Raw genomic sequence first — 25,189 nt, 5'->3', positions numbered from 1 at the left:
TCGCGAGGGAGGGTGAGGGAGAGGCGGTCCTGGTGCCCGGAGGCGGTGGTGGCGCCCGGCGGGCTCAGACGCGGCGGAGGACCGCCACGACCTTGCCGAGGATGGTCGCCTCGTCACCGGGGATGGGCTGGTAGGCGGCGTTGTGGGGGAGCAGCCAGACATGGCCGTCCTCGCGGCGGAAACGCTTGACCGTGGCCTCGCCGTCGAGCATCGCTGCGACGATGTCGCCGTTCTCCGCGACGGGCTGGCGCCGCACCGTGACCCAGTCGCCGTCGCAGATGGCCGCCTCGATCATCGAGTCGCCGACGACCTTGAGCACGAACAGCTCGCCGTCGCCGACGAGCTGACGGGGGAGGGGGAAGACGTCCTCGACGGACTCCTCCGCCAGGATCGGTCCGCCGGCGGCGATCCGGCCGACCAGCGGCACGTACGAGGCGGCCGGCTTGCCCGTGGTGTCCGTCTGCTGGGTGGTCGGCTGGTCCGACGCCCTGACCTCGTACGCGCGGGGGCGGTGCGGGTCGCGGCGGAGGAAGCCCTTGCGTTCGAGCGCCATCAGCTGGTGGGCCACGGACGAGGTGCTCGAAAGGCCGACCGCCTGGCCGATCTCCCGCATGGAGGGCGGGTACCCCCTGCGCTGCACCGAGTCCCTGATGACCTCGATGACCCGGCGCTGACGGTCCGTGAGCCCCGTGCTGTCCGCCCTGATCCCGGGAGGTCGGCCGGGGAGCGACCTGGTCGCCTTGGCGAGGCCCTCCTGGTCCGCGGTGGCGGGTTCCGTCACGGCGTGCACCGGCTCGAAGCGGCGCGCGGCGTGGTCCTGCGCGGTGATGGCGGCACTGTCGGCGGTCGTGGTCACATCGGCCCCTCTCAGGTGTGTTCTCCCTGCTGCACAACGGTAGTGGCTTTCGAAAGGTTGCGCCAAACACACGTTCGAGTGAAAAAGTCCCAAGTCCTGCTCGCGAGCGCCTCACTTGGGTGTATGGGCACGTTCCGTGAGCGCCCGGTCGCACACCGCGCCCGGTGCGGGTGGTGCCCCGGGTGCGGGTGACCGCGTCCCGTGGGGCGCCCGGGGTACCGAGGGGAGAGGGGTCGGTGCCGCCGGAGGGTGCGGGAGCGACTGCGGGACAGTACGGGGTGCCCGCAGGCGCGGAGGGCGCCGCGCGGGATCACCGTACCCGCTCCGCCCCGCCGGGCGGCTGCCGCCCGCGCGATCCGCCGCAATCCGCGGCGCGGCCCGTGGCGGGAACGCGCGGAGCGTGCCGGTCCTGTGTCCGCGTGGACTCTCCGGGACGCCTGCGGACGGGTGCCCCCGGCGTCCCGGCCACCCCTCACGTCACGTAATGTCATGGCCGACCTGCGGTGCTGCCCGGTCGGCCGGGCCCCGGGGCGCCCGACACGCGCGAGAGTGCAAAGTCCGCCCCAAGCCCTACATGTAGTGGTTGGCTAGGCGCTGTCGCCCACAGATTGTGGTGCGGCTATGCTGGGGAGCAGCTTCTCAAGGGTCGCTTTCCGGCCATTGCGGAGCTATGCAGCCATGCGGTCAGGGAGGAGTGGGAACGGTGCACTGTCCTTTCTGCAGGCACCCCGACAGCCGGGTCGTCGACAGCCGTACGACCGATGACGGCACGGCCATCAGGCGCCGCAGGCAGTGCCCCGAGTGCTCCCGCCGGTTCACCACGGTGGAGACCGCGTCACTGATGGTGATCAAGCGCAGCGGCGTGACGGAGCCCTTCAGCCGCACCAAGGTCATCACCGGCGTGCGCAAGGCCTGCCAGGGGCGGCCCGTCACCGAGGACGCGCTCGCCCAGCTCGGCCAGCGGGTCGAGGAGCAGCTGAGGGCCACCGGGAGCGCCGAGCTGAGCACCCACGACGTGGGTCTCGCCATACTCGGACCACTGCGCGACCTGGACCTGGTCGCATACCTGCGGTTCGCGTCCGTGTACCGGGCGTTCGACTCGCTCGAAGACTTCGAGTCGGCCATCGCGGAACTCCGCGAGCGGCCGCCCGCCGACAACGGCGGCACCGGCGGCGGGGGCAACGGGGACCCCGCGCCCGCCGCCACCGCGGCCGGCTGACCCGGCCGGGCCCCAGGGCCCGGCGGGACGGCGGCGGACACAAGGACTCGCCCCGGGCGCGCAGCCGCGCGCCCGAGGTGTCACGCATATGCCTTCGACCGCGGAACAGTGCGGCGTCGGCGAGTGTTTTGTACGTATATGGGAGGCGGCATGACAGAGACGACGAGTGGCCCGGCCCGGAGTTCCCGGTCCAAGGGCTCCAAGGCCGGCAAGGGGCTCCGGGTCGAGCGCATCCACACCACGCCCGGCGTGCACCCGTACGACGAGGTGGCCTGGGAGCGGCGCGACGTCGTCATGACCAACTGGCGCGACGGGTCGGTGAACTTCGAGCAGCGCGGCGTCGAGTTCCCCGACTTCTGGTCGCTCAACGCGGTCAACATCGTCACCAGCAAGTACTTCCGCGGCGCCCTCGGCACCCCGCAGCGCGAGACCGGCCTCAAGCAGCTCATCGACCGGATCGTGAAGACGTACCGCAAGGCGGGCGAGGACCACCACTACTTCGCGTCCCCCGCGGACGCGGAGATCTTCGAGCACGAGCTGGCGTACGCCCTCCTGCACCAGATCTTCAGCTTCAACTCGCCGGTGTGGTTCAACGTCGGCACGCCCCAGCCGCAGCAGGTCTCCGCCTGCTTCATCCTGGCCGTGGACGACTCCATGGACTCGATCCTCGACTGGTACAAGGAAGAGGGGATGATCTTCAAGGGCGGCTCGGGCGCCGGCCTGAACCTCTCCCGCATCCGCTCCTCCAAGGAGCTGCTCTCCTCCGGCGGCAACGCCTCGGGCCCCGTCTCCTTCATGCGCGGCGCCGACGCCTCCGCCGGCACCATCAAGTCCGGCGGCGCCACCCGCCGCGCGGCCAAGATGGTCATCCTGGACGTCGACCACCCCGACATCGAGGACTTCATCAAGACCAAGGTCACGGAGGAGGAGAAGATCCGCGCCCTGCGCGACGCGGGCTTCGACATGGACCTGGGCGGCGACGACATCACGTCCGTCCAGTACCAGAACGCGAACAACTCCGTCCGGGTCAACGACGAGTTCATGAAGGCCGTCGAGGCCGGCGGCAAGTTCGGCCTGAAGGCCCGCATGACCGGCGAGGTCATCGAGGAGGTCGACGCCAAGTCGCTGTTCCGGAAGATGGCGGAGGCCGCCTGGGCCTGTGCCGACCCCGGCATCCAGTACGACGACACGATCAACCACTGGCACACCTGCCCCGAGTCCGGCCGGATCAACGGCTCGAACCCGTGCAGCGAGTACATGCACCTGGACAACACGTCCTGCAACCTCGCCTCGCTGAACCTCATGAAGTTCCTCAAGGACGACGGCAAGGGCAACCAGTCCTTCGAGTCCGAGCGGTTCGCCAAGGTCGTCGAGCTGGTCATCACCGCGATGGACATCTCGATCTGCTTCGCGGACTTCCCGACGCAGAAGATCGGCGAGAACACCCGCGCCTTCCGCCAGCTCGGCATCGGCTACGCCAACCTCGGCGCCATGCTGATGGCGACCGGCCACGCGTACGACTCCGACGGCGGCCGCGCCCTCGCCGGGGCCGTCACCTCCCTGATGACCGGCACCGCCTACCGGCGCTCCGCCGAGCTCGCTGCGGTCGTCGGCCCGTACGACGGCTACGCGCGCAACGCCTCCGCGCACCGGCGCGTCATGAAGCAGCACGCCGACGCGAACGCCGCGGCCGTCCGCATGGACGACCTCGACACCCCGATCTGGGCCGCGGCCACCGAGACGTGGCAGGACGTGCAGCGGCTCGGCGAGAAGAACGGCTTCCGCAACGCGCAGGCGTCCGTGATCGCGCCGACCGGCACCATCGGCCTCGCGATGTCCTGCGACACCACGGGGCTCGAACCCGACCTCGCACTGGTCAAGTTCAAGAAGCTCGTCGGCGGCGGCTCCATGCAGATCGTCAACGGCACCGTGCCGCAGGCCCTGCGCCGCCTCGGCTACCAGGAGGAGCAGATCGAGGCGGTCGTCGCCCACATCGCCGAGCACGGCAACGTGGTGGACGCGCCGGGACTGCGCCCCGAGCACTACGAGGTCTTCGACTGCGCCATGGGCGAGCGCTCCATCTCCGCGATGGGCCACGTCCGCATGATGGCGGCCATCCAGCCGTGGATCTCCGGCGCCCTGTCGAAGACGGTCAACATGCCCGAGTCCGCCACCGTCGAAGAGGTCGAGGAGATCTACTTCGAGGCGTGGAAGATGGGCGTCAAGGCGCTCGCGATCTACCGCGACAACTGCAAGGTCGGGCAGCCGCTGTCGGCCAAGAAGAAGGAAGAAGAGAAGAAGGCCGTCACCGAGAAGGCCGAGGAGGCCATCCGCGAGACGGTCGAGAAGGTCATCGAGTACCGCCCGGTCCGCAAGCGTCTCCCGAAGGGCCGCCCCGGCCTGACGACGTCCTTCACGGTCGGCGGCGCCGAGGGCTACATGACGGCGAACTCGTACCCCGACGACGGCCTCGGCGAGGTCTTCCTGAAGATGTCGAAGCAGGGCTCGACCCTCGCCGGCATGATGGACGCCTTCTCCATCGCCGTCTCCGTCGGCCTCCAGTACGGCGTGCCGCTGGAGACGTACGTCTCGAAGTTCACCAACATGCGCTTCGAGCCCGCGGGCATGACGGACGACCCCGACGTGCGGATGGCGCAGTCCATCGTGGACTACATCTTCCGCCGCCTCGCGCTGGACTTCCTGCCCTTCGAGACGCGCTCCGCGCTCGGCATCCACTCGGCGGAGGAGCGCCAGCGCCACCTCGACACCGGCTCGTACGAGCCCGTGGCCGAGATCGACGACGAGGTGCAGGCCGAGTCGCTGGCCCAGTCGGCCCCGACGAAGCCCGAGCCCGCCCTGAAGGCGGTCGTCACCCCCGGCGCGCCGAAGACCGCCGCAGCGCCCGCGCCGCAGGAGGCCCACACCTCCGCCGAGCTGGTCGAGATGCAGCTCGGCATCAGCGCGGACGCCCCGCTCTGCTTCTCCTGCGGCACCAAGATGCAGCGCGCCGGCTCCTGCTACATCTGCGAGGGCTGCGGCTCCACCAGCGGCTGCAGCTGACACCGGCCGCGGTCACGCCGGGAGACCCGGCGTGACCGCGCCCGGGGCACGGCCTCCACGAGAGGGGGCGCAGGCCGCCCAGCGCCTGCGCCCCCTCTCGCGCGCGGTGGGCGCGGCGTAGTACTGCTGGGGGTGTGACAACAGGTCCGTTCTCAGTCCGGGAGTCGTCGATGGCCGTTCGCCGAGTCGTGCCCAACCTCCGGTCGGAGGCAGCCCAGGAGAACCGGGAGTTCTACGGTCTGCTGGGCCTTGCCGAGGTCATGAACCACGGCTGGATCCTCACGCTCGCCTCACCGTCGAGCCCCGCGGCGCAGCTCAGCGTCATGGCCGGCGACAAGACCGCGCCCGTCACCCCCGACCTGAGCGTGGAGGTGGACGACGTCGACGCGGCCTACGCGATCGTGCGCGAGAGCGGCGCGGAGATCGTCCACCCCCTGCAGGACGAGGAGTGGGGCGTGCGGCGGTTCCTCGTCCGCGACCCCGACGGACGCGTGGTCAACGTGCTGGGCCACCGCTGACCCGGGGGCCCGGGCCACCGCCGGCCCGGGCCTGCGCGGGTCTCAGGCTTCGCCCATGCGGTGGCCGAAGGTCTGCGGGTCGGTCTGCTCGAAGCCGCGCACCGCCCTGCGGAAGCCCCAGACCCCGCCCGGCTCCCTGGAGAACTCCGCGACGGTGGCCGCCGTCGCGCCCGGCGTGGTGCCGAAGTCGTAGGCCAGCAGCTCGTCGCGGTCCTCGACCACCGAGATCTCGGGGTTCGCGACCTCGCCGAAGGTCAGGTCGCCGTCCCCCTGCTGGATCGCGACGCCGACGATCACCCGGACGTACGCGTCGCCCAGCCGGTCGAGTTCGAGCGTCATCTCCTCGTCGGCGCCGAACCCCTGGCCCGTCCTGCTGTCGCGGTTCAGTGTGATCGTGCCGTCGGGGGAGCGGCTGTCGAAGTGCACCAGATAGTCGGGCGCGCCGTGCGGATCGTCCGCAGTGAACGTGCCCGCGATCAGATCGAGATCATGGTCGGGCTCGCCCAGCGGGCTCGGGTCCCACTTCAGCACGACCTCGATCTTCGAGAGTCCCTTGTTGGCGCTTCCCACCGTGTCCCTCCCCGGGCGGCGGGCCGAACTCCCGTGTGAACGGCCCTGTGTCGACCAGGCTAGTGGGCGCCACCGGCAGCGGGCCACGAGGCCGGGACCGTGACCGGCGCCACGCCCCTGGCCGTACGATGGCGCGGTGCTGGTCAAGTGGACGCACTGCACCGTCGTCGACCGTCGAGGATTCGAACGCGGGCAGCGGAAATGGGCGGGGTTGCTCGGTGAGCCGGGATTCCGTGGGCAGGGCGGCGGCTGGAGCAGGACGCGTCCGGGGGTGGCCCACGTCTTCGCGTTCTGGGAGAGCCGCGCGTTCTACGACTCGTTCATGGCGCGCTCCCACGACCGGCTCGCGGCCGCGCAGTCGGGGACGTTCAGGGACGGCAGGACCAAGCTGTTCGACCACCGCTTCGACGTGAAGACCGGCTTCGAGCCCCGCTTCACCGAGGCGGACGTGGTCAGGGTCGCCCACAGCAGGGTGCACGAGGAGCGCGTCGAGCACTTCGCCCTCATGCAGGAGAAGGTGTGGAACCCCGCCATGGCCGGCTCGCCCGGCATGGTGCGCGGCCTGTTCGGCGACGCCCCCGGCAACGAGTTCCTCGTGCTCTCCATGTGGCAGTCCGCAGCCGAGCACGGCAAGTACCGGGTGGAGCGCGTGGAGCGGCTGACGCTGCGCGCGCAGACCGCGGCCGACGTGGCCGCCCTGACCGGGGACATCGTCGACCTCGAAGCCTCCTGGACGGTGTGAGGCCCGCACCGGCGGGGGCGCCCCCCTCCGACACGGCCGGGCAGGGCCCCGGAGCGGCCCGCGGCACCCGGCGCCCTTAGGGTCGGTGACATGGCACGACCCAGGCGCATCGTCCTCGTACGGCACGGCGAATCGGAGGGCAACGCCGACGACTCGGTGTACGAGCGCGTCCCCGACCACGCCCTCGGCCTGACCGCGCGCGGCGAGCGGCAGGCGCAGGAGACCGGCGGCCGGCTGCGGGAGGCGTTCGGCTCCGAGCGGGTGAGCGTGTACGTCTCCCCGTACCGGCGCACACACCAGACGCTGCGCGCCTTCGGCCTCGACCCCGACCTGGTCAGGGTGCGGGAGGAGCCCCGGCTGCGCGAGCAGGACTGGGGCAACTGGCAGGACCGCGAGGACGTGCGCAGGCAGAAGGCGTACCGGGACGCCTACGGCCACTTCTTCTACCGCTTCGCGCAGGGCGAGTCGGGCGCGGACGTGTACGACCGGGTCGGCGCGTTCCTGGAAAGCCTGCACCGCGGTTTCGAGGAGCCGGACTCCCCGTCGAACGTCCTGATCGTCACGCACGGCCTGACCATGCGGCTGTTCTGCATGCGGTGGTTCCACTGGTCGGTCGCGGAGTTCGAGGCGCTGGCCAACCCGGACAACGCGGAGACCAGGACGCTGCTGCTCGGCGACGACGGCAGGTACACCCTGGACCGCCCCTTCGCCCGGTGGCGCGAGCCGGAGCGCTACGACGTCGCCTGACGCCCGGGGGCCGGTCGCGCGTCCGGCGCGCTTGCCGCCGCCGGGCCCTGCTCGTCCCAACCGACCTGCTGCACAAGGCCGTCGGCCCGGGCAGACCTGGCCGGCCGACGCGTACCGCGCCGTGCGCGCGGCCCCCGCGCACACGATGTCGGGCCCCCGGCTGTCGCGGGCCGTCCGCGCGGCGTACGCTTGCTGGCGCCATGCCGTACGAAGCACCCACGCACACCGTCGAGCGCTCGCTCCGCGCCACCACGGGCGCGAAGACCGTAGCGGGCATCGACGAGGTCGGCCGTGGCGCCTGGGCGGGTCCCGTCACCGTGTGCGCGGCGGTCACAGGACTGCGCAGGGCGCCCGACGGGCTCACGGACTCGAAGCTCCTGACCCCCAGGCGGCGCGACGAACTGGCCGCGGTGCTCGGCGACTGGGTCACCTGCCACGCGCTCGGCCACGCCTCGCCCGAGGAGATCGACGACCTCGGGATGACCGCGGCGCTGCGGCTCGCCGCGGTGCGCGCCCTCGATGCGCTGCCGGTCGTCCCCGACGCGGTGATCCTCGACGGCAAGCACAACTACTTGGGCGGGCCCTGGCACGTCCGCACGGTCATCAAGGGCGACCAGTCCTGCGTGTCCGTCGCGGCGGCGTCCGTGCTCGCCAAGGTCCGCAGGGACTCGATGATGGCCGAACTCGGCGCCACCACCGCCGCGTACGAGCCGTTCGCCTTCGGGGACAACGCCGGCTATCCCTCGCCGGTGCACCGGGCCGCGCTGGAGGAATGGGGTCCGACACCGCACCACCGGGTGTCGTGGTCCTATCTCGACGCGCTGCCCAGATGGCGTCACCTGAAGAAGATCCGCGTCCCGGTGGACACGGCTGTGCCGGGGAGTCCGGAAGGCGGGGGCGGAGTCCAACTCGGTCTCGATTTCTGAAACTTCCGACAAAGCCTCCCGTTCTTCTGTGCCTTACGGCCACAGACATGGGTACAGCCCGCTACATGGGCACAAATGTGCCCACCCGCCGGTGCTCGACAGGCCGGCGTTTGATAGACATCAACTCATGCCTCTCACCCCCGAGGAGCCTCAGATTCACGAGAGAGCCCAGGGTCCCCGCGCGACGCCGACCGCAGGCCACGCCGCGCCGACCCCTCGTCCCGTACCCGGTCCGCGTCCCGTTCCAGGGCCGCGATCGGCGGCCACCCCGCGGCCTGGGCGACCGGGCCCTGGTCCCGCGAGGCCGGCCGCACCGCCGGCCCAGCGCTCGCACGCCTCCGCCGGGCAGCCCCAGGCGCCCGCGCGCGAGAACGCGGCCGCCAAGCCCCAGATCCAGCTGATCCCCGCCCCCGTCGACGGCGCGCTCGCCGCCGCGGAGGAAGCGGTCGACCTGCTGCTCGACTCGGGCCGCGCGCCCGGCGACGTCCTCGTGCTCACCACGGGTGAGCAGCATCCGTGGGCGACGCACGAGCTCTCCTTCGGCGAGGCGTCCTACTGGGCGCAGCAGGACGCCAGGGAGGACGTGTTCTTCGCCGACGGCTCGGCCGTGGCACGGGCGCAGGCCCGGCCGGTGGTCGTCGTCGCGGTCAACGGCGCGGAGGACTCCGCCGCCTCCGTGGTGCGCTCGGCACGGGAGCGCGCCACGGCGCTGCTCGTCGTGTGCGGCGACCCGGAGCGCGTCGACTCCGTCCTCGGCGCGGGCGTCTGAGCCGTACGTGACCCGGCCTGCCGGTCCCGTGAGGGGCGGCGGCCGGGCCCGCGCGGCGGCACGGCGGGCCGTCCTGCCGTGCCGCCCGCGTGCCCGCCCTGCCGCGGCCTCGCGGCGCGGGGACCGGTGTGTACGCGCGTGCGCGGAGGCGTCGGGGCGTCCGCGGAGGCGTCCCCGGCGCTTGCCAGGTGCTTCTCGATGCTTGCCGGGGCGCGCCCGCCCGGTGCCTGTCGACGCTTCCCGGCAACGGGCCCGCCCGGCGCTCCCGACGCTTCTCGGGGTACGCCCTGCCGACGCGCGAAGAAGACGTGTGCCGGAAGCGAGGAGGGCCCGGGTCAGCGCGCGGCCGCGCGGCTCATCGCCGCCGCGGCACCGCCGCCCGTGCTCGTCGGTACGGGGTCCTGCTCCGCCGCCCACGCGAGGTCGGCGGGCACGGAGTGCGCGTGCGGCCGCCTGCCGCCCCTGCCCTCACCGAGGACCTGCCAGCCGACCTCCGTCAGTGTGAGGTACGCGCCGCACCGCAGGCCGTGCAGGGTACAGGCGTCCCGCAGGCCCCACATCCACGCGCCGTCCTCCTCCGTCCACCGCTCGTCGCCCTCGCGGCAGTAGAGCAGCGCCGCGGTACGCACCGGGGTGCGGCGGCGCAGGTCGTGCGGGATGACGCGGCGCAGGTGCGCGAGGAGCGCGTTGCGGAACTCCCACCCGTCCGCGTGCCCGGCGCGGCGCGCGAACGACGCGCTCGCCACGAGACGTTCCTCCGGATCGAGCACCGCCACCACCGCCGTGCCGAGGACGGGCCGGTGCCTGCTGTGCAGGCCGCCGACGAGCTCGCGCGGGCTGCGCAGCAGCGGTATCCCCGCGGCGGCCCACTCCGACGGTTCGAGCGTCCTCGCCTGGTGGCCGGAGTGCCCGCCGCCCGTGGTGACCGGGGCGGCCGCGGACGAAGCGAATCCGAAGGTCACGGTTCTCCCTTCGCAAACGCGCCCACGCTGCGGGCGGGGTCCAGTAGGAGGCGCACCGCGGAAGCCGCCCGGGACACGAGCCGGGATGCGGGAGCACGCGGAGGCATGACCAATTCTCGCTGCCCGGAGGTAATGCGGCAACGAGCAATTGGGGCAGCTGGCCGGAATGATCCGCTATGTCCGTCATATTCGTCACAGCGGGACGGCGCACCGGCATGCCCCGCGCGCCGGGGTCACGCCTGGACGGCGAGCACCAGCGGGAACACGCCCTCCGCGCCCGCGCCCCGCAGCAGCCGCGCCGCCACCGCGAGGGTCCAGCCGCTCTCGGCGAGGTCGTCCACCAGCAGGACGGGTCCCCCTGCCCCGGCCAGCGCCGCCGACAGGTCCTGAGGAACCGTCAGCGCGCCGTGCAGCCCGCGCACCCGCTGCGCGCCGTTCGTCCTGGACAGGAGCGGCGCCTCCGCGCCGTCCTGGGTGTACGCCACCGAGCCGAGCAGCGGCATCCGGCCGATCTCCGCGATGCCCGCGGCGAGCGAACCCACCAGGCGGGGCCGCCCCCGCGAGGCCATCGCCACCACCCCGACCGGCCGCCGGGGCGCGCCCTGCGCGCCCGAGGCCCAACCTCCCGGGCCCTTCGCCCAGTCGGCGAGCACCGTCACCACCGCGTCCAGCACATCGCGCGGCACCTCGGTGTCCGGCGCGCCGGGCGCCAGCAGAGGGCGCAGCCGGTTGCCCCAGCCGATGTCGGAGAGCCGGCCGAGCGCGCGGCCCGGATACGGCTGCTCGCCCTGCGGGATGCGCCCCTTGAGGTCGACGCCGACCGCGCCGAGGCCGGTGGGCCACATGCGGCGCGGCTCCACCTCCACGCCCGGCCTGCCCAGTTCACCGCGGGCCGCGTCCAGCGCCGCCTCGGCGACCTTGTCGTCGAAGCGCCGCCCCGCGCAGTTGTCGCAGCGGCCGCAGGGAGCGGCCTCCTCGTCGTCGAGCTGGCGGCGCAGGAACTCCATCCGGCAGCCGTCCGCCGCCGCATAGTCCCGCATGGCCTGCTGCTCGGCAGCGCGCTGCCTCGCCACCCACGCGTAACGCTCCGCGTCGTACTCCCAGGGGCGACCCGTCGCCGTCCAGCCGCCCTTGACCCGGTGCACGGCGCCGTCCACGTCGAGGACCTTGAGCATGGTCTCGAGCCGGGTCCTGCGCAGCTCCACCAGTGGTTCGAGCGCGGGCAGCGACAGCGGGCGCTCCGACCGCGCCAGCACGTCGAGGGTGCGCCGCACCAGCTCCTCGGGCGGGAAGGCGACCGACGCGAAGTACTGCCAGATCGCCTCGTCCTCCTTGCCCGGCAGCAGCAGCACCTCGGCGTGGTCCACCCCGCGTCCGGCGCGCCCCACCTGCTGGTAGTAGGCGATGGGGGAGGACGGCGAGCCGAGGTGGACCACGAACCCGAGGTCGGGCTTGTCGAAGCCCATGCCGAGCGCGGACGTCGCGACCAGCGCCTTGACCCGGTTCGCCAGCAGGTCGTCCTCGGCCTGCCGGCGCTCGGCGTCCTCGGTGCGGCCGGTGTACGAGGCGACGGGGTGCCCGCACTGGCGCAGATATGCCGCCACCTCGTCCGCGGCGGCCACCGTGAGCGTGTAGACGATGCCGGAGCCAGGCAGCTCGTCGAGGTGGTCCGCGAGCCAGGCGAGCCGGTGCGCCGCGTCGGGCAGCCGCAGCACGTGCAGGCTGAGGCTCTCCCGGTCGAGCGGGCCGCGCAGCACCAGGGTGCCCGTGCCCGCGCCGGTGCCGAGCTGCTCGGCGACGTCGGCCGTCACCCGGGCGTTGGCCGTCGCGGTCGTCGCGAGCACCGGCACCCCGGCGGGCAGCTCGGCCAGCATGGTCCGCAGCCGCCGGTAGTCGGGCCTGAAGTCGTGGCCCCAGTCGGAGATGCAGTGCGCCTCGTCGACCACGAGCAGCCCGGTGGCGGCGGAGAGTGCGGGCAGCACCTGGTCGCGGAAGTCCGGGTTGTTCAACCGCTCGGGGCTCACCAGCAGCACGTCCACCGCGCCGGCTGCGACCTCGCCGCGCACGGCGTCCCACTCCTCGGGGTTGGACGAGTTGATCGTCCGCGCCGTGATCCCGGCCCGCGCCGCGGCCTCCACCTGGTTGCGCATGAGGGCGAGCAGCGGCGAGACGATCACGGTGGGGCCGCTGCCGCGTGCGCGCAGCAGGGAGGTGGCCACGAAGTACACCGCCGACTTGCCCCATCCGGTGCGCTGCACGACCAGGGCCCGCTGCTTCTCGGCGACCAGCGCCTCGATCGCGGTCCACTGGTCCTCGCGCAGCCGGGCAGCGCCGCCGGGGTCCCCGACCAGCCTGGCAAGCACGGCATCGGCCTCGGCCCGCAGGGCCGCTCGGTCTGCGTTCGTCATACGCCCATGCAACAGCATCCGCCGCGCCCCGGGCGAACGGCCTGTGGACAACCAGGCAGTAGGTCCGATCGGCACACCGGCCGACCGCATGCGACGCCGTGCATGCGACCACCCGGCGACGGACGCCGGCACCCAACCGGGCCCGGCGACCGACCCGGCTGTCGGATGTCTCGCAGAGCCACGGCTGCGACCTCGCGGGCTGCCTCGAGCCGGGCCACGCCCTCATCACGGACACCTCGACCAAGGTCACCCTCCTCGCCGCCCGCACGACACCGGAATCAGCGGACCGCTACAACCTGACCGCCGACCAACTGCATGCGTAATAGCGGTCGGCTGTATGCGGGCATATGAGCTGATCAGGGCTGTGGATAAGGTTATCCACAGGGGTCGCGGTGGTGGGGGTCGGCGCGAGACGGTCGGGTCATGAGCAAGCACCAGCACACATCAGGTCCGGCGGGCGAGCAGCCGATCACGTTGCGCGGTCCGGCGGAGCTCGTCGACGCACTCCCGTACATTTTGGGCTTCAGGCCCACCGACTCCGTCGTGGTCATCACGCTGCACGGTAGGCAGGCCAGGTTCGGCAGCAGGCTCAGGCTCGGTATCCCCGCGGACACCGAGGGGTGGCAGGCCGCGGCGGACCACGCCGTCGCGCACGCGGTGGAGGCCGCAGGCCGGCGCCGCGCCCGCCCCGACGGCGTTCTCCTCTTCCTCTGGCGCGACCCCGACACCGCGGCGGGCGAGACCGGCCGGCAGGTCATGGAGCGGCTGCGACCCCTCGCCGAACTGCTGCGCACCGCCTGCGGCACGCGCGACCTGCCGGTCATGGAGGCGCTGTGCGTCTCGGGCGGCCGCTTCTGGTCCTACTGCTGCGAGGACCCGCGGTGCTGCCCGCCGGATGGCGGGGAGGCGATGCTGCCTGGCACCTCGGTGATCGCGGCGCACGCCGCCTACGCGGGACTGCGGGTCCGCGGCTCGATCGAGGAACTCGAAGCGAGAATCACCCCGCGCTCGCGTACCTGCCCCGAGGCGCAGGCGCGGGCCTTCGACAGGGCGGGCGGCACCGCCGTGCCGGAGATCCTCGGCGGCGGGCGGGAGGCCGTCGCCGACCGGACACTGAGCCTCGCCCGCGACCTGATCCGCCGCCTCGCCACGGTCCAGGGGCCGCCGCCCGCCGTCCCCGGTGGCGAGCCCGCGGCGGAGGCCGCCGCCGACGCCCTCGACGACGCCCTCCTCCAGGACGCCGAGGTCGCGGCCGTCGTGGTCGGGCTCCAGGACCGCGACACCCGCGACCGGGCCGCGGCCTGGACGGACGACCCGCAGGCCGGCGCCGCGCTGCGGCTGTGGCGTGCGCTCGCCCGCCGCTGCTCCGGCGTCTACGTCGAGTACGGCGCCGCGCCCCTGGCGCTCGCGGGGTGGTACGCCTGGGCCGCGGGGGACGAACCGTCGGCGCGGGCCGCCGTGTCGCGGGCGCTGGCCGTCGATCCCGACTACCAGCTCGCCCGGCTGCTGAACGAGGCGTACGACAGGGGCGTCGACACGGCCGCCCTGCGCTCCTGCTTCGACCCGGCGCCCGCGCGGGAGCCCGGCCCGGGCGACCCGGACCCGGGCGTCAGGCAGCCCGGCGGCTCCCGGCCGTGGCGCTTCCCCAGGCCCAGGCGCCCGCGATCCCCCGAGGAGATCGTGCGGGACGGCATGGCCGCGGCGCGCAGAACGCTGACAGCTGTCAGCCAGATCGAGTGGCTGGTCGAGGAGCCGGACCTGCCCGGTGCCGCGCCGTTCCCGTTCCCGTTCCCGTCCCGCGAGGACCGCGCCCCGGCCGACGGGGGCGCGGCGGCCCACGCTCCCGGACCCGCCCCCGCGAGCCCGTCACCGGAGGTCGCCCCGCCCGCGCGGCCCGCGCTCCCGGACGGTCGGGACACCCCCGTTCCGGCCACTCCGCCCGCGCTCCCGGCCGGCCCGGCCGCCCCGGCTTCGGACGCTTCGGCCCCCGCTGCGGACAGCCCGGCTCCGGCCGCTCCGGTCCGCTCCGGCCGGCGCGGACTGCTGCGCAGGACCCGGCCGGGGCCGTCCAGGCCACCGGGCAGGAACGCGCAGGCAGGGCCCGCCGGCCGAGCAGCGGAGGGCGCCGCGCGGCGACGCCCCCGGCTGCGCGGCGGCCCCGACGGGGCGGGGAGCGCGCGATGAGGAGCGTGACCACCCGGCGCCCCCACGCGTTCACCCAGGCGTCGGAGTACGAGCCGCGCCACCACAGCGGCCCGGTGCACAGAAGGCGGACCAGACCACCCATGGCGCTCACCGCTCCTCCTCCCGTACGCGGCGACCTGCCGCGCGCCCCCGCCGGCGGCCCTCCGCCCCTGCACCGGCTGCTGCTCTGCGTCGCGCTGCCCCACCTCGCCATCAGCGCCGACCACGGCCAGCTCACCGGCAGCGGGGTCGAAGGCTGCTACCAGGCGGGGCGGCGGGTGCTCGCCCGCTGTCGGCTCCGCGTCGCCGACCGCGAACCCATGGCACTCCAGGGCCGGATGGGGCCGGCGGACCGGGCGCACTTCCTCGCGGTGGTCAGGACGCCCACCGACGCGGGCCCCGACCCGGAGCTCAGCGTCGAGCGGCTCAGGGACGCCGACGGCACCGAGCGGATCACCGTGCACAACGCGTCAAGGGCGGTGCGGCGCTTCCCCGTCGAGATCGCGCTCGGGACGGACCTGAGCGACCTGGCGGCGATCGCCGCGGGCCGCGCGGGCCCCGAGCTCCCGGCCACGGTGCACGGCGGCGGCCTGCGCTGGACCGCCGACGACGGCGCGGGGGCCGTCGTCACGGCCGAGCCGCCGCCCCACGAGGCGCTGGCCGCGCCCGGCCTGCTGCGCTGGGCGTTCGAACTGCCGCCCGGCGGTTCCCGCACCGTCGAGCTGCGCGTGCGGGCCGACCGTCCGGCCAGGGCACCGGGCCGGAGCCCCGGCCTGCTGCCTGCCGCAGCCGCGGCGGAGGGCGACGACCACCGGGTGGGCCGGCTGTTCGCGGCGAGCATCGACGACCTCAGGGCCCTGCTCCAGCGTGGGCCCGCAGGCCCCGCCGACATCTATCCGGCGGCCGGTGTCCCCTGGCGCTGCGGGCCGCCGGCGGCCGAGGCCCTCTGGGCGGTCAGGATGGCGCTGCCGCTCGGCACAGGACTCACCGCAGCGACCCTGCGCGCGGTCTCCCGCGGCCAGGTACGCGGCAGGGGAGCGGACGCCGGACGCATCCCCGGCCCCCTGCGGGACGCGGGACCACACCTGCCGCCGAGCTGCACGGGCATCGAGGCGACGCTCGCCTTCCCCGTCGTCCTTGCCGAGGCCAGGCTCTGGGGCCTGCCTGAGCAGGACCTGGAGGAGCTCCTGCCGTCAGCCGAGCGCTGCCTGCGGTGGCTGCGCACGGCCCTCGGCGAGGGGGAGCCGCTGGGTGAGCCCGGTCCCGAGGGGCCGCGGCGCGCTGCCACCCAGGCCCACGCACACCGGGCGGCGCTGCTCGGCGCCGACCTGCTCGCGGCCTGCGGCAGACCCGGCGCCGACGACCTGCGTGCGGCCGCGGAGGAGCTGCGGGAGCGGTTCTTGCGCACGTTCTGGATCGACGACGCCTCCGGCGGGCGCCCGGCCGTTGCCCGTACGGCGGACGGCAGGCTGCTGCCCTTCCCGGGGGCCGACCTCGCCCATCTGCTGGACACCGGCCTCGCCGCAGGCGGCGGCAGGGCCCTGGGGCTGCTGGACGCCCCGCGCCGCGCCCGGGTCGCCGAGCTGCTGACGAGCCCCGCCCTCGACTCGGGCTGGGGGCTGCGGGGCCTCGGTGGCCGCGACCCAGGGCACAACCCCTTCGGCCACCGCGCCGGTGCCGTCCGGGTCCACGAGACGGCGGTGGCGTTCGCCGGCCTGGCCGCCGCGGGGCACGGGACCGAGGCGGGCCTGCTGCTGCGGGGTCTGCTGGATGCTGCGGAGGCGTTCGGGTACCGGCTGCCCGAGATGTACGCGGGGCGGCGGCGGGCCGAGGGCGGGATGCCGGTGCCGCACCCGGCCGCGTGCCGCCCGGCTGCGGTGGCCGCGGCCGCGGGCGTCCACGTGGTCGCGGCGCTCGCGGGCATCGGGCCCGACGCGCCGGGCGGGCTCGTCGCGCTGCACCCGCTGCGGGAGGCGCCGCTCGGCGCGGTGCGGATCACCGGCCTGCGGGTGGCGGGGGAGCCGTTCGCCGTCCGGGTGGGGCGTACGGGAATGGGCGTCGTGGAGGAGGCGGCCGCGCGACTCCAACTCGGCGTGTAGGCAAGGGCGGAGAGAAACCACCGGCCGCGCGGGGCGGGCGTGGGGGCCGCCGGGGCGTGATCGGCCGGTGTGGGCGAGCGGAGTGTTTATCGTCAGGCAGACGACTATGATCGGCGCCATGTCGCCCTACGACCCGTCGGCCTTTCTCCCGTTCGCCGTCACCGTCGATCTGGTCGTGCTCACCGTGCGCGGCCAGGGCCTGTGCGCGCTGGCCGTCCGCCGCGGCGAGCCCCCTTTCCAGGGGCGCTGGGCCCTGCCGGGCGGTTTCGTGCGCGGCGAGGAGAACCTCGCCCAGGCAGCAGCCCGCGAGCTCGCCGAGGAGACCGGCCTGTGCGTGCAGGACGCGGGAGGCGCCGAGGCCGCGCACACGGCTCACCTCGAACAGCTGGCCACGTACGGCGACCCTGGCCGCGACCCCCGGATGCGGGTCGTCAGCGTGGCGCACCTGGCGCTCGCGCCCGACCTGCCGGCGCCGCGCGCGGGAGGCGACGCCAACAGCGCGCGCTGGGCGCCCGTCGTGGACCTCCTCGGCAGGGACGGCGCCACGGGACCGGACGGGGAGCCGCCCGTCCCGCTGGCGTTCGACCACGCGCGCATCCTCGCCGACGGTGTGGAGCGCGCCCGCTCGAAGATCGAGTACTCCTCGCTGGCCACGGCGTTCTGCCCCCCGGAGTTCACCGTGGGCGAGCTGCGCAGGGTCTACGAGGCGGTGTGGGGTGTGGCGCTCGACCCGCGCAACTTCCACCGCAAGGTCACCGGCACGCCCGGCTTCCTTGTCCCCACCGGCGGTACGACGACCCGTCAGGGCGGCAGGCCCGCCCAGCTGTTCCGGGCCGGAGGCGCGACCGTGCTCAACCCGCCCATGCTCCGCCCGGAGATCTGAGCCCCGTCCCCTCCCTTCGAACCCGTGTCGCCCGGCCTTGACCTTGTGTCACCTGAACCCTGTGTCACCTCGCGGGGGCGCCATCGGCACCTGACGGGGTGCCGCAGCACCTGATGGGACGCCCCCTCGCCAGGCGGCACGCCCGCCCGGCGGCCACCGGCCGTGAACGTGACCCCATTCGGACCAGGCGGGCCCCCGCCCAGCGGCCACCGGCCATGGGCGGGACCCCCGTTCGGGCCGGGCGGCCCCCCGGCCGCACGCCCCCGTCCTCCCCGCGAAGGACACAGCACACTTCTGGTTACGTAGCAAATCGGACATATAGCGTTATCGTGCTGGCGTACTCGCTCTGCCGCGGAGCGGTCTCACCCCCTGCGAGAGATGAACGATGCTCCAGGCCATCGGACTGACCAGTGCCCCCCGTCGCGACCAGCAGCCCGCCGTGGACGACCTCACCTTCGAGGCGAGACCCGGCTCGGTCACCGCGCTCCTCGGCGCCCCCGGCGCCGGCAAGACCACCACCCTGCGCCTCATGCTCGGCCTCGAACAGGGCCGCGGCGTCGCCTACTTCAGGGGCAGGCCGCTGCACCGCATCGCGCATCCCGCGCGCGAGGTCGGCGTCCTGCTCGGCGACGTGCCGGGCCATCCCGGCCGTACGGCCAAGGGGCAGCTGCGCATGCTGTGCGCCGCGGCGGGCGTGCCCGCCTCCCGCGCCGACGAACTGCTCGACGTGGTGGGCCTCGGCCCCCTGCGCGACGAGCGCCTCGGCAACCTCTCCCTCGGCATGGACCGCCGCCTCGGCATCGCCGCAGCGCTGCTCGGCGACCCGCACACCCTGCTGCTCGACGCCCCCTCCGCCGACCTCTCGCCCCGCGAGACCAGCTGGCTGCACGGACTGCTGCGCGCGCACGCCGCCCAGGGCGGCACGGTCCTGTACACCACGGCCGACCCCAAGGAGGCGGCGCGCGCGGCCGATCACGTCGTCACCATCGACGCGGGCCGCCTCGTCGCCGACCAGGACGCCGCCTCCTTCTCCGGCACGAGGCTGCGCCCCCGCGTGGCGATCAGGACGCCGCACGCGGCCCGCCTCGCCGACGCCCTCAGCAAGGAGGCCCGCGCGGGCCGGCGCTCCGTCGAGGTGGTCGCCGAGGGCGGCACCCGGCTCACCGTCTACGGCAGCAGCTGCCCCGAGATCGGCGAGACCGCCTTCCGGCACGGCGTGCTCGTACACCAGCTCGCCGACGAGATCGGGGACAGCGGCCCGGTGCCCGCGGCCCGGCAGAGCGGCGACGACCCGCAGGACGACGGGCGGGAGACCACGGCGCTGCTGCCCGTCCAGGCGGGCACGGGCCGTGCCGCCCCGCTGCCGCCCGTGCTGGACGCCCGGCCCACCCGGGGTCCGCTGCGGCCCCTCCGCTACGAGTTGCGGCGGATGTTCGGCGTCAGGACCTCCCCGCTGATCGCCGCCGCCGCGCTGCTCGTCTCGCTTGCCCTCGCCCTGCCGCTCGCGCACACCGGGACCACGCCGCCCGCCGGGCTGCTCGCCGCCTGGCCCGCCCTGCTCCCGCTGCCGCCCGCCGCCATGGGGGCCGGGCTCATCGGCGCCCTCGCGTACGGGGACGAGTACCGCCACCCGGCGCTCGCGGGTGCCCGCGGCACCGTGCCGAGGCGGCTCGGACTGCTGCTCGCGAAGCTCGCGGTCACCGGTGCGGTCGCCGTACTGCTCGCGCTGGCGGCCGCCGCCGTCGACGGGGCGGCGCTGCGGCTTCTCCACGGCGCGGACGCCCTGCCGGCCCCCGGCGCGTGGCCCGCCCTCGGCGCCGGCTGGGCCGGGCTCGCGCTCGGCTGCGCCTGGGCGGGGTTGCTGGGCGCGGGCATCTTCCGGGTCACCGCCGCGGGTGTCACCGCCGTCATCGCCGTCCCGGTGCTGGTGGTCCCGCTCGTGAAGAAGGTGCCGGCCGGGCCTTCCGCCCATTCCCTGGCCGGACTTCCCGAGCCCGTGCGCCAACTCGTCAGGCTGGGGCGGCCGCACGAGACGGACAGCTGGCTGATCGGGATGCTGCGCCTGGTGACGCGGCCCGAGGCGACGGCTCTCGGGCTCTCCCTGACTGTCCTGTTCTGCGCGTTCGTGTTCACCAGTCTTCGTAGTAGGGCCCGTTGGTGAGCGCTATCGGTACGACTCTGATCGCCATGGCCATAACTCGCCGGGCAAAGCAGGCGTTTCGGGCGGAGAAATCACGGTCCGTCAATGAAGCCGCGGGCGCAGATCACCCTTTCGTGTGCTTTTCACCAAAGCCCTCAAGGGCAGTCGGAGCAACGCCGACAAAGGATGCGTGAGTACCCTTGCGCACACCATGATGACCTCCGCCCGTTCCGCCGACTCCGGCCTGACGGGACCGGGTGACCTCGACCGCTACCCCTTCTCCCAGGCCACCGGCGCCGACCGCGCGGCCGCCCCCGTCTGGGAGGGCCCGGACGTGGACCTCTCCCGCACGGGCCGGCGCCCCACGGGCAGCCGGGGCCGTGGACTCCACGGCCAACTCGTCCAGCAGCTCGGTCAGATGATCGTCTCCGGCGACCTCGGCGCGGACCGTCCGCTGGTGCCTGAGGAGATCGGCCAGCGCTTCGAGGTCTCGCGCACCGTCGTGCGCGAGTCCCTCCGGGTGCTTGAGGCCAAGGGCCTCGTCAGCGCCCGGCCCAACGTCGGCACCCGGGTCCGCCCGGTCAGCGACTGGAATCTGCTGGACCCCGACATCATCGAGTGGCGCGCCTTCGGCCCCCAGCGCGACGACCAGCGCCGCGAGCTCACCGAGCTGCGCTGGACGATCGAGCCCCTGGCCGCCCGCCTCGCCGCAGGGCACGGCAGGGAGGACGTGCAGGCCCGCCTCACCGACATGGTCGAGATCATGGGGCACGCTCTCGCGCAGGGCGACGCGATCACCTTCGCCCGCGCCGACGCCGAGTTCCACTCGCTGCTCATCCAGCTCGCCGGCAACCGCATGCTGGAGCACCTCTCCGGGATCGTCGCCGCCGCCCTCCAGGTCTCCGGCGGCCCGGCCACCGGCTGCGACCGCCCGGGCGAGGCGTCGCTCGCGCACCACGCCCGTATCGCCGACGCGCTGGGCGCGGGGGACGGGGCGGCGGCCGAGGCCGCGATGCGCCAGCTGCTGACCGTCCACCCGGACGTCGAGCGAGTGGTGCCTGCCCCGCGCGAGCACTGACCCCTGGCGCACCCGCCGCGGGGCCGGGCAATGTCCGGGTGCCCCGCGCGGCGGGCCGCCGGGCCCAGGTGTGGTCCGGCGGCGCGGAAGCGGGGTGCCGCGCGCCATGGCAGGGCGCCACAAGGGGCGCTTTGCCGATACTTGGCGTATATGTCGCATATGTGGTGTGACTCGGGCCACGCGGATTGGGCGTAACACTCCCCGAGGCAGTGCGATGACCTAAGAGGTGGCAGCCGAGAGAGGAATACGCCCGCCGCAGGCGGGGCTGTGGTCCTCCCCTGGCTCAAGCCCGCGCCGTCGGTGACATCCCCAGCCGTCGGTCGTCGGCTCCGGTCCGTTGTCGGGCGGGGCCGGAAGCCCTTCCCATCGTTCCGAGAGGTTGTTCGTGTCGGCCAGCACATCCCGTACGCTCCCGCCGGAGATCGCCGAGTCCGAGTCTGTGATGGCGCTCATCGAGCGGGGTAAGGCTGATGGACAGATCGCCGGCGATGACGTGCGTCGGGCCTTCGACGCCGACCAGATTCCGCCAACCCAGTGGAAGAATGTTCTGCGCAGCCTCAATCAGATCCTCGAGGAAGAGGGTGTGACGCTGATGGTCAGTGCCGCGGAGTCGCCGAAGCGCACCCGCAAGAGCGTCGCTGCGAAGAGTCCGGTCAAGCGAACCGTCGCCCCCAAGCCTGTCGCGGCCAAGCCCGCCCCGGTGAAGACGGTGGCGGCGGCCGCCACCGCACCGCCGGCAGCCGAGGTCGTCGAGGCGCCCGCCGACGAGGAGGCCGCCCCCGCGAAGAAGGCGGCGGCGCCGAAGAAGGCGGCAGCCAAGAAGGCCACGGCGAAGAAGACCGCGGCCAAGAAGACGACGGCGAAGAAGACCGCCGCCAAGAAGGACACCGACGAGCTCGGCGAGGCCGAGGAGCCGGTCGAGGACGTGCCCGCGGGCAAGGCGGAGGAAGAGGAGACCGAGGGCGAGGCCAAGGGCTTCGTCCTCTCCGACGACGACGAGGACGACGCGCCCGCGCAGCAGGTCGCCGTCGCCGGTGCCACCGCCGACCCGGTCAAGGACTACCTCAAGCAGATCGGCAAGGTCCCCCTCCTCAACGCCGAGCAGGAGGTCGAACTCGCCAAGCGGATCGAGGCGGGCCTCTTCGCCGAGGACAAGCTGGCCGGCACCGACAAGCTCGCGCCGAAGCTCAAGCACGAGCTGGAGATCATCGCCGAGGACGGCAGGCGCGCCAAGAACCACCTGCTGGAGGCCAACCTCCGCCTCGTGGTCTCGCTGGCGAAGCGCTACACCGGCCGCGGCATGCTCTTCCTCGACCTGATCCAGGAGGGCAACCTCGGCCTGATCCGCGCGGTCGAGAAGTTCGACTACACCAAGGGCTACAAGTTCTCCACGTACGCCACCTGGTGGATCAGGCAGGCCATCACCCGCGCCATGGCCGACCAGGCACGCACCATCCGTATCCCGGTGCACATGGTCGAGGTCATCAACAAGCTCGCGCGCGTCCAGCGCCAGATGCTCCAGGACCTGGGCCGCGAGCCCACCCCTGAGGAGCTGGCCAAGGAGCTCGACATGACCCCGGAGAAGGTCATCGAGGTCCAGAAGTACGGCCGCGAGCCCATCTCGCTGCACACCCCGCTCGGCGAGGACGGCGACAGCGAGTTCGGCGACCTGATCGAGGACTCCGAGGCGGTCGTCCCGGCCGACGCGGTCAGCTTCACCCTCCTCCAGGAGCAGCTGCACTCCGTCCTCGACACCCTCTCGGAGCGCGAGGCGGGCGTGGTCTCCATGCGCTTCGGCCTCACCGACGGGCAGCCGAAGACGCTGGACGAGATCGGCAAGGTCTACGGGGTGACCCGCGAGCGCATCCGCCAGATCGAGTCCAAGACCATGTCGAAGCTGCGCCACCCGTCCCGCTCGCAGGTCCTGCGGGACTACCTGGACTGATCCGCCGCGGCACCCGCACACCTGGTTGGGCCCGGTTCCCCTTTCGAGGGGTTCCGGGTCCGCTTCGTTTCGCGCTCGGGCCGAAGGACAGGTTGGATGACTCCGAGTGGATGACCTTTCCACGGAGAGTCAGGAGAACCTATGCGTCGCCCCCTTGCCAGCGCCTTCCGTGCCACGTGCCGCACCCGGGCCGTACGGCCCTCCCGAGCGGTGTATGCGGGGCTCGCGGCCCTGAGCGCCTCAGCGCTGCTGCCGCTCGCCTCCGCGGCCCCGGCCCAGGCCGACAGCGTCGTCGTGGGCGGCAGGCCCACGACGACGGCCGCCCATCCGTGGGTGGTGGCACTGGTCAGCCCCGACCGGTTCGGGTCCGGGCGCGCGGGGCAGTTCTGCGGGGGCGCGCTCGTCGGGCCCACGAAGGTGCTCACGGCGGCGCACTGCATGAGCGACGACGTGCTCGGGCAGGGCCCGGACAACGTGGGCGACCTGCGGGTGATCGCGGGCCGCGACCGGCTCACCGGCACCGGAGGCCACTCCGTCGCCGTCGCGTCGTACGAGGTCGACCCGGCGTACCACGCGAGCAGCAACGAGAACGACATCGCCGTGCTCACCCTCAGGACGCCGCTGCCCGCCTCTTCGGCCATCGAGCCCGCGGCCCCCGGCGACCGGGCGGCCGCGCCGGGCAGCGGGGCGCAGGTGCTCGGCTGGGGCGACACGACGGGCCGCGGCGACTACGCCTCCACGCTGCGCGCCTCGCCCGTGACGGTGCTGCCGGACGCCCAGTGCGAGAAGGCGTACCCGGGCGGCGGCTCGGGGGCGCGCTACGCGGCGTCCTCGATGCTCTGTGCGGGTGATCCGCGGGGCGGCCACGACGCCTGCCAGGGCGACAGCGGCGGCCCGCTGGTGGCGCAGGGGCGGCTGATCGGCCTGGTGTCGTGGGGGAGCGGCTGCGGGCTCGCCGACGCCCCCGGGGTCTACGCCAGGGTCACGTCCGACCTGCCACCGGTCGCCGACGCGGTCGGGCGCTGAGGACGGTTCCCGGGTTCCGACGCACGGGCTCGGGCCCGGAAGAACCCCCGCGGCGCGCGGGCGCGGGGCTGGAGGGCCGCCCCCGCGCCGGGCCCGGGTCCACAAGACCGCCCCCGCGCGGGCCCCGGGTCCACAAGACCGCCTCCGCGTACGGGTCCCGGGTCCACAAGGCCGCCCCCACGTACGGGCCCCGGGTCCGGTAGGCCGCCCCGCGCACGGGCCGGGGACCCGGTAGACCGCCCCGGCCCGCGTGCCGGGGCAGGGGGCCGCCTCAGGATCCCGGACCTCGCCCGCGTGCTCCTCCCGTACGGCCCGGCGCCGCACGGGGCCGCAGCGCGCCGCTCAGGGCCGGGAAGGGCGCGTGCCGCTACGAGAACGGGCGGCCGCCACCGCGGAAAGCGGTGGCGGCCGCCCGTCGGCCGTCCGGGGACGGCGCTCGGCTCGTCGTCGGTGGTGCGAGGCGTCAGCGCTCCTCGTCACCGGCCACGGCGGGAACCGCCGTCAGCCGGTCGGTCTCGTCCTGTATTTCCGCGGCGATCTTCTTGAGCTCCGGCTCGAACTTGCGCCCGTGGTGGGCACAGAAGAGGAGCTCACCGCCGCTGGTCAGCAGGACACGCAGGTAGGCCTGGGCGCCGCATCGGTCACAGCGGTCGCCCGCCGTCAGGGGGCTCGCGGGTGTCAGAACAGTAGTCACGTCGCCTCTTCTCTAGCTCGACGAGCTGTCGTACCAGGGTCAACATCCAACCAGGCCGAAAACGTTCCCGCTCGCGGCGCCATTCCTCGAAATTTTCTTCCGAAGTGCTGGAGTGCTGACGGTTGGCGGCGAATGAGCCGTATTGCTGAGCTTTACGGATTTCGCATCGATGTCGGTGGGTGGTTCCTGGGCTTGTGTCCGCCCGGCGGGCTTGCCGGTTGTTGATGAGGACGTGCCCGGAGCCTAAATGGTTCATGCCTGGAAGGGAACGTGAGCTGTGCTGCACGGCCGTCCGTGATCGAACACGTATGCGAGCGTGCACTAGCATGGTGCCGGACGAGGGTGGCGTGACAACGGCTCTAC

19 protein-coding genes are annotated in these 25,189 nt (G+C 73.7%); 14 read left to right on the top strand and 5 right to left on the bottom strand.

Annotated elements, in window-relative coordinates; translation table 11 throughout:
• Positions 1-64 precede the first annotated feature (64 nt).
• Positions 65-856 carry a transcriptional repressor LexA gene (gene lexA, locus AB0910_RS06690; RefSeq protein ID WP_366743437.1) on the bottom strand — a complete coding sequence of 264 codons (792 nt, stop codon included), beginning with the start codon at positions 854-856 and terminating at the stop codon, positions 65-67.
• A 703-nt stretch (positions 857-1,559) separates the two neighbouring features.
• On the opposite strand from lexA, the gene nrdR reads away from it, so the two are divergent.
• From nrdR to AB0910_RS06675, 3 genes are all read left to right on the top strand, one after another.
• A complete protein-coding gene (gene nrdR / locus AB0910_RS06685; protein ID WP_366743436.1) occupies positions 1,560-2,075 on the top strand; it encodes a transcriptional regulator NrdR in 516 nt (171 codons plus the stop codon).
• 150 nt (positions 2,076-2,225) lie between these two features.
• Positions 2,226-5,135 (top strand): vitamin B12-dependent ribonucleotide reductase, encoded by a 2,910-nt coding sequence (locus AB0910_RS06680; RefSeq protein ID WP_366743435.1) that lies wholly within the window; start codon positions 2,226-2,228, stop codon positions 5,133-5,135.
• Between the two features lie 170 nt (positions 5,136-5,305).
• Positions 5,306-5,653: a VOC family protein gene (locus AB0910_RS06675; protein ID WP_366743434.1), complete on the top strand. Its 348-nt coding sequence runs from the start codon at positions 5,306-5,308 to the stop codon at positions 5,651-5,653.
• Between the two features lie 42 nt (positions 5,654-5,695).
• Here the strand turns inward: AB0910_RS06675 and AB0910_RS06670 are convergent, their stop codons facing one another.
• The gene (locus AB0910_RS06670) at positions 5,696-6,223 is read right to left on the bottom strand and encodes a TerD family protein (RefSeq protein WP_366743433.1); all 528 of its coding nucleotides are present in this window, start codon (positions 6,221-6,223) and stop codon (positions 5,696-5,698) included.
• A gap of 136 nt (positions 6,224-6,359) precedes the next feature.
• Here AB0910_RS06670 and AB0910_RS06665 point away from each other — a divergent pair, with 136 nt between their 5' ends.
• From AB0910_RS06665 to AB0910_RS06650, 4 genes are all read left to right on the top strand, one after another.
• Positions 6,360-6,965, top strand: a complete 606-nt coding sequence (locus tag AB0910_RS06665) for a YdbC family protein (protein WP_366743432.1) — start codon at positions 6,360-6,362, stop codon at positions 6,963-6,965.
• A 90-nt stretch (positions 6,966-7,055) separates the two neighbouring features.
• A complete protein-coding gene (locus AB0910_RS06660) occupies positions 7,056-7,712 on the top strand; it encodes a histidine phosphatase family protein (RefSeq protein WP_366743431.1) in 657 nt (218 codons plus the stop codon).
• Between the two features lie 200 nt (positions 7,713-7,912).
• On the top strand, positions 7,913-8,638 hold the full coding sequence (locus tag AB0910_RS06655; RefSeq protein ID WP_366743430.1) for a ribonuclease HII: 726 nt from the start codon (positions 7,913-7,915) through the stop codon (positions 8,636-8,638).
• Positions 8,639-8,765: 127 nt separating this feature from the next.
• The gene (locus AB0910_RS06650) at positions 8,766-9,407 is read left to right on the top strand and encodes a hypothetical protein (protein WP_366743429.1); all 642 of its coding nucleotides are present in this window, start codon (positions 8,766-8,768) and stop codon (positions 9,405-9,407) included.
• A gap of 335 nt (positions 9,408-9,742) precedes the next feature.
• Here the strand turns inward: AB0910_RS06650 and AB0910_RS06645 are convergent, their stop codons facing one another.
• Positions 9,743-10,369: a hypothetical protein gene (locus AB0910_RS06645; RefSeq protein WP_366743428.1), complete on the bottom strand. Its 627-nt coding sequence runs from the start codon at positions 10,367-10,369 to the stop codon at positions 9,743-9,745.
• 233 nt (positions 10,370-10,602) lie between these two features.
• Positions 10,603-12,777: a DEAD/DEAH box helicase gene (locus AB0910_RS06640; RefSeq protein WP_366743427.1), complete on the bottom strand. Its 2,175-nt coding sequence runs from the start codon at positions 12,775-12,777 to the stop codon at positions 10,603-10,605.
• A 423-nt stretch (positions 12,778-13,200) separates the two neighbouring features.
• On the opposite strand from AB0910_RS06640, the gene AB0910_RS06635 reads away from it, so the two are divergent.
• The 7 genes from AB0910_RS06635 to AB0910_RS06605 all read left to right on the top strand — a co-directional run bounded on the left by AB0910_RS06635 (position 13,201) and on the right by AB0910_RS06605 (position 24,132).
• The gene (locus AB0910_RS06635; protein WP_366743426.1) at positions 13,201-14,961 is read left to right on the top strand and encodes a DUF4192 domain-containing protein; all 1,761 of its coding nucleotides are present in this window, start codon (positions 13,201-13,203) and stop codon (positions 14,959-14,961) included.
• Positions 14,958-17,060: a glycogen debranching N-terminal domain-containing protein gene (locus tag AB0910_RS06630; RefSeq protein ID WP_366743425.1), complete on the top strand. Its 2,103-nt coding sequence runs from the start codon at positions 14,958-14,960 to the stop codon at positions 17,058-17,060. The genes AB0910_RS06635 and AB0910_RS06630 overlap by 4 nt, the downstream gene beginning before the upstream one ends.
• Positions 17,061-17,178: 118 nt before the next feature.
• Entirely contained in the window at positions 17,179-17,943 is a 765-nt protein-coding gene (locus AB0910_RS06625; RefSeq protein WP_366743424.1) for an NUDIX hydrolase, read from the top strand.
• A 385-nt stretch (positions 17,944-18,328) separates the two neighbouring features.
• Complete coding sequence (locus AB0910_RS06620; RefSeq protein ID WP_366743423.1) at positions 18,329-20,104, top strand: ATP-binding cassette domain-containing protein; 1,776 nt, start codon at positions 18,329-18,331, stop codon at positions 20,102-20,104.
• A gap of 115 nt (positions 20,105-20,219) precedes the next feature.
• A complete protein-coding gene (locus tag AB0910_RS06615) occupies positions 20,220-21,161 on the top strand; it encodes an FCD domain-containing protein (protein ID WP_366743422.1) in 942 nt (313 codons plus the stop codon).
• A 385-nt stretch (positions 21,162-21,546) separates the two neighbouring features.
• Positions 21,547-23,106 (top strand): RNA polymerase sigma factor, encoded by a 1,560-nt coding sequence (locus tag AB0910_RS06610; protein WP_366743421.1) that lies wholly within the window; start codon positions 21,547-21,549, stop codon positions 23,104-23,106.
• 141 nt (positions 23,107-23,247) lie between these two features.
• Positions 23,248-24,132: a serine protease gene (locus tag AB0910_RS06605; RefSeq protein ID WP_366743420.1), complete on the top strand. Its 885-nt coding sequence runs from the start codon at positions 23,248-23,250 to the stop codon at positions 24,130-24,132.
• Positions 24,133-24,595: 463 nt separating this feature from the next.
• Here AB0910_RS06605 and AB0910_RS06600 read toward each other — a convergent pair whose 3' ends face one another.
• Complete coding sequence (locus tag AB0910_RS06600) at positions 24,596-24,826, bottom strand: hypothetical protein (protein ID WP_366743419.1); 231 nt, start codon at positions 24,824-24,826, stop codon at positions 24,596-24,598.
• Between the last annotated feature and the right edge of the window lie 363 nt (positions 24,827-25,189).

Source organism: Streptomyces sp. NPDC047002 (assembly GCF_040704505.1).
Lineage (GTDB): Bacteria > Actinomycetota > Actinomycetes > Streptomycetales > Streptomycetaceae > Streptomyces.
The sequence above is the reverse complement of the archived record's forward strand: the minus strand, read 5'-3'. Positions and strand labels throughout refer to the sequence as shown.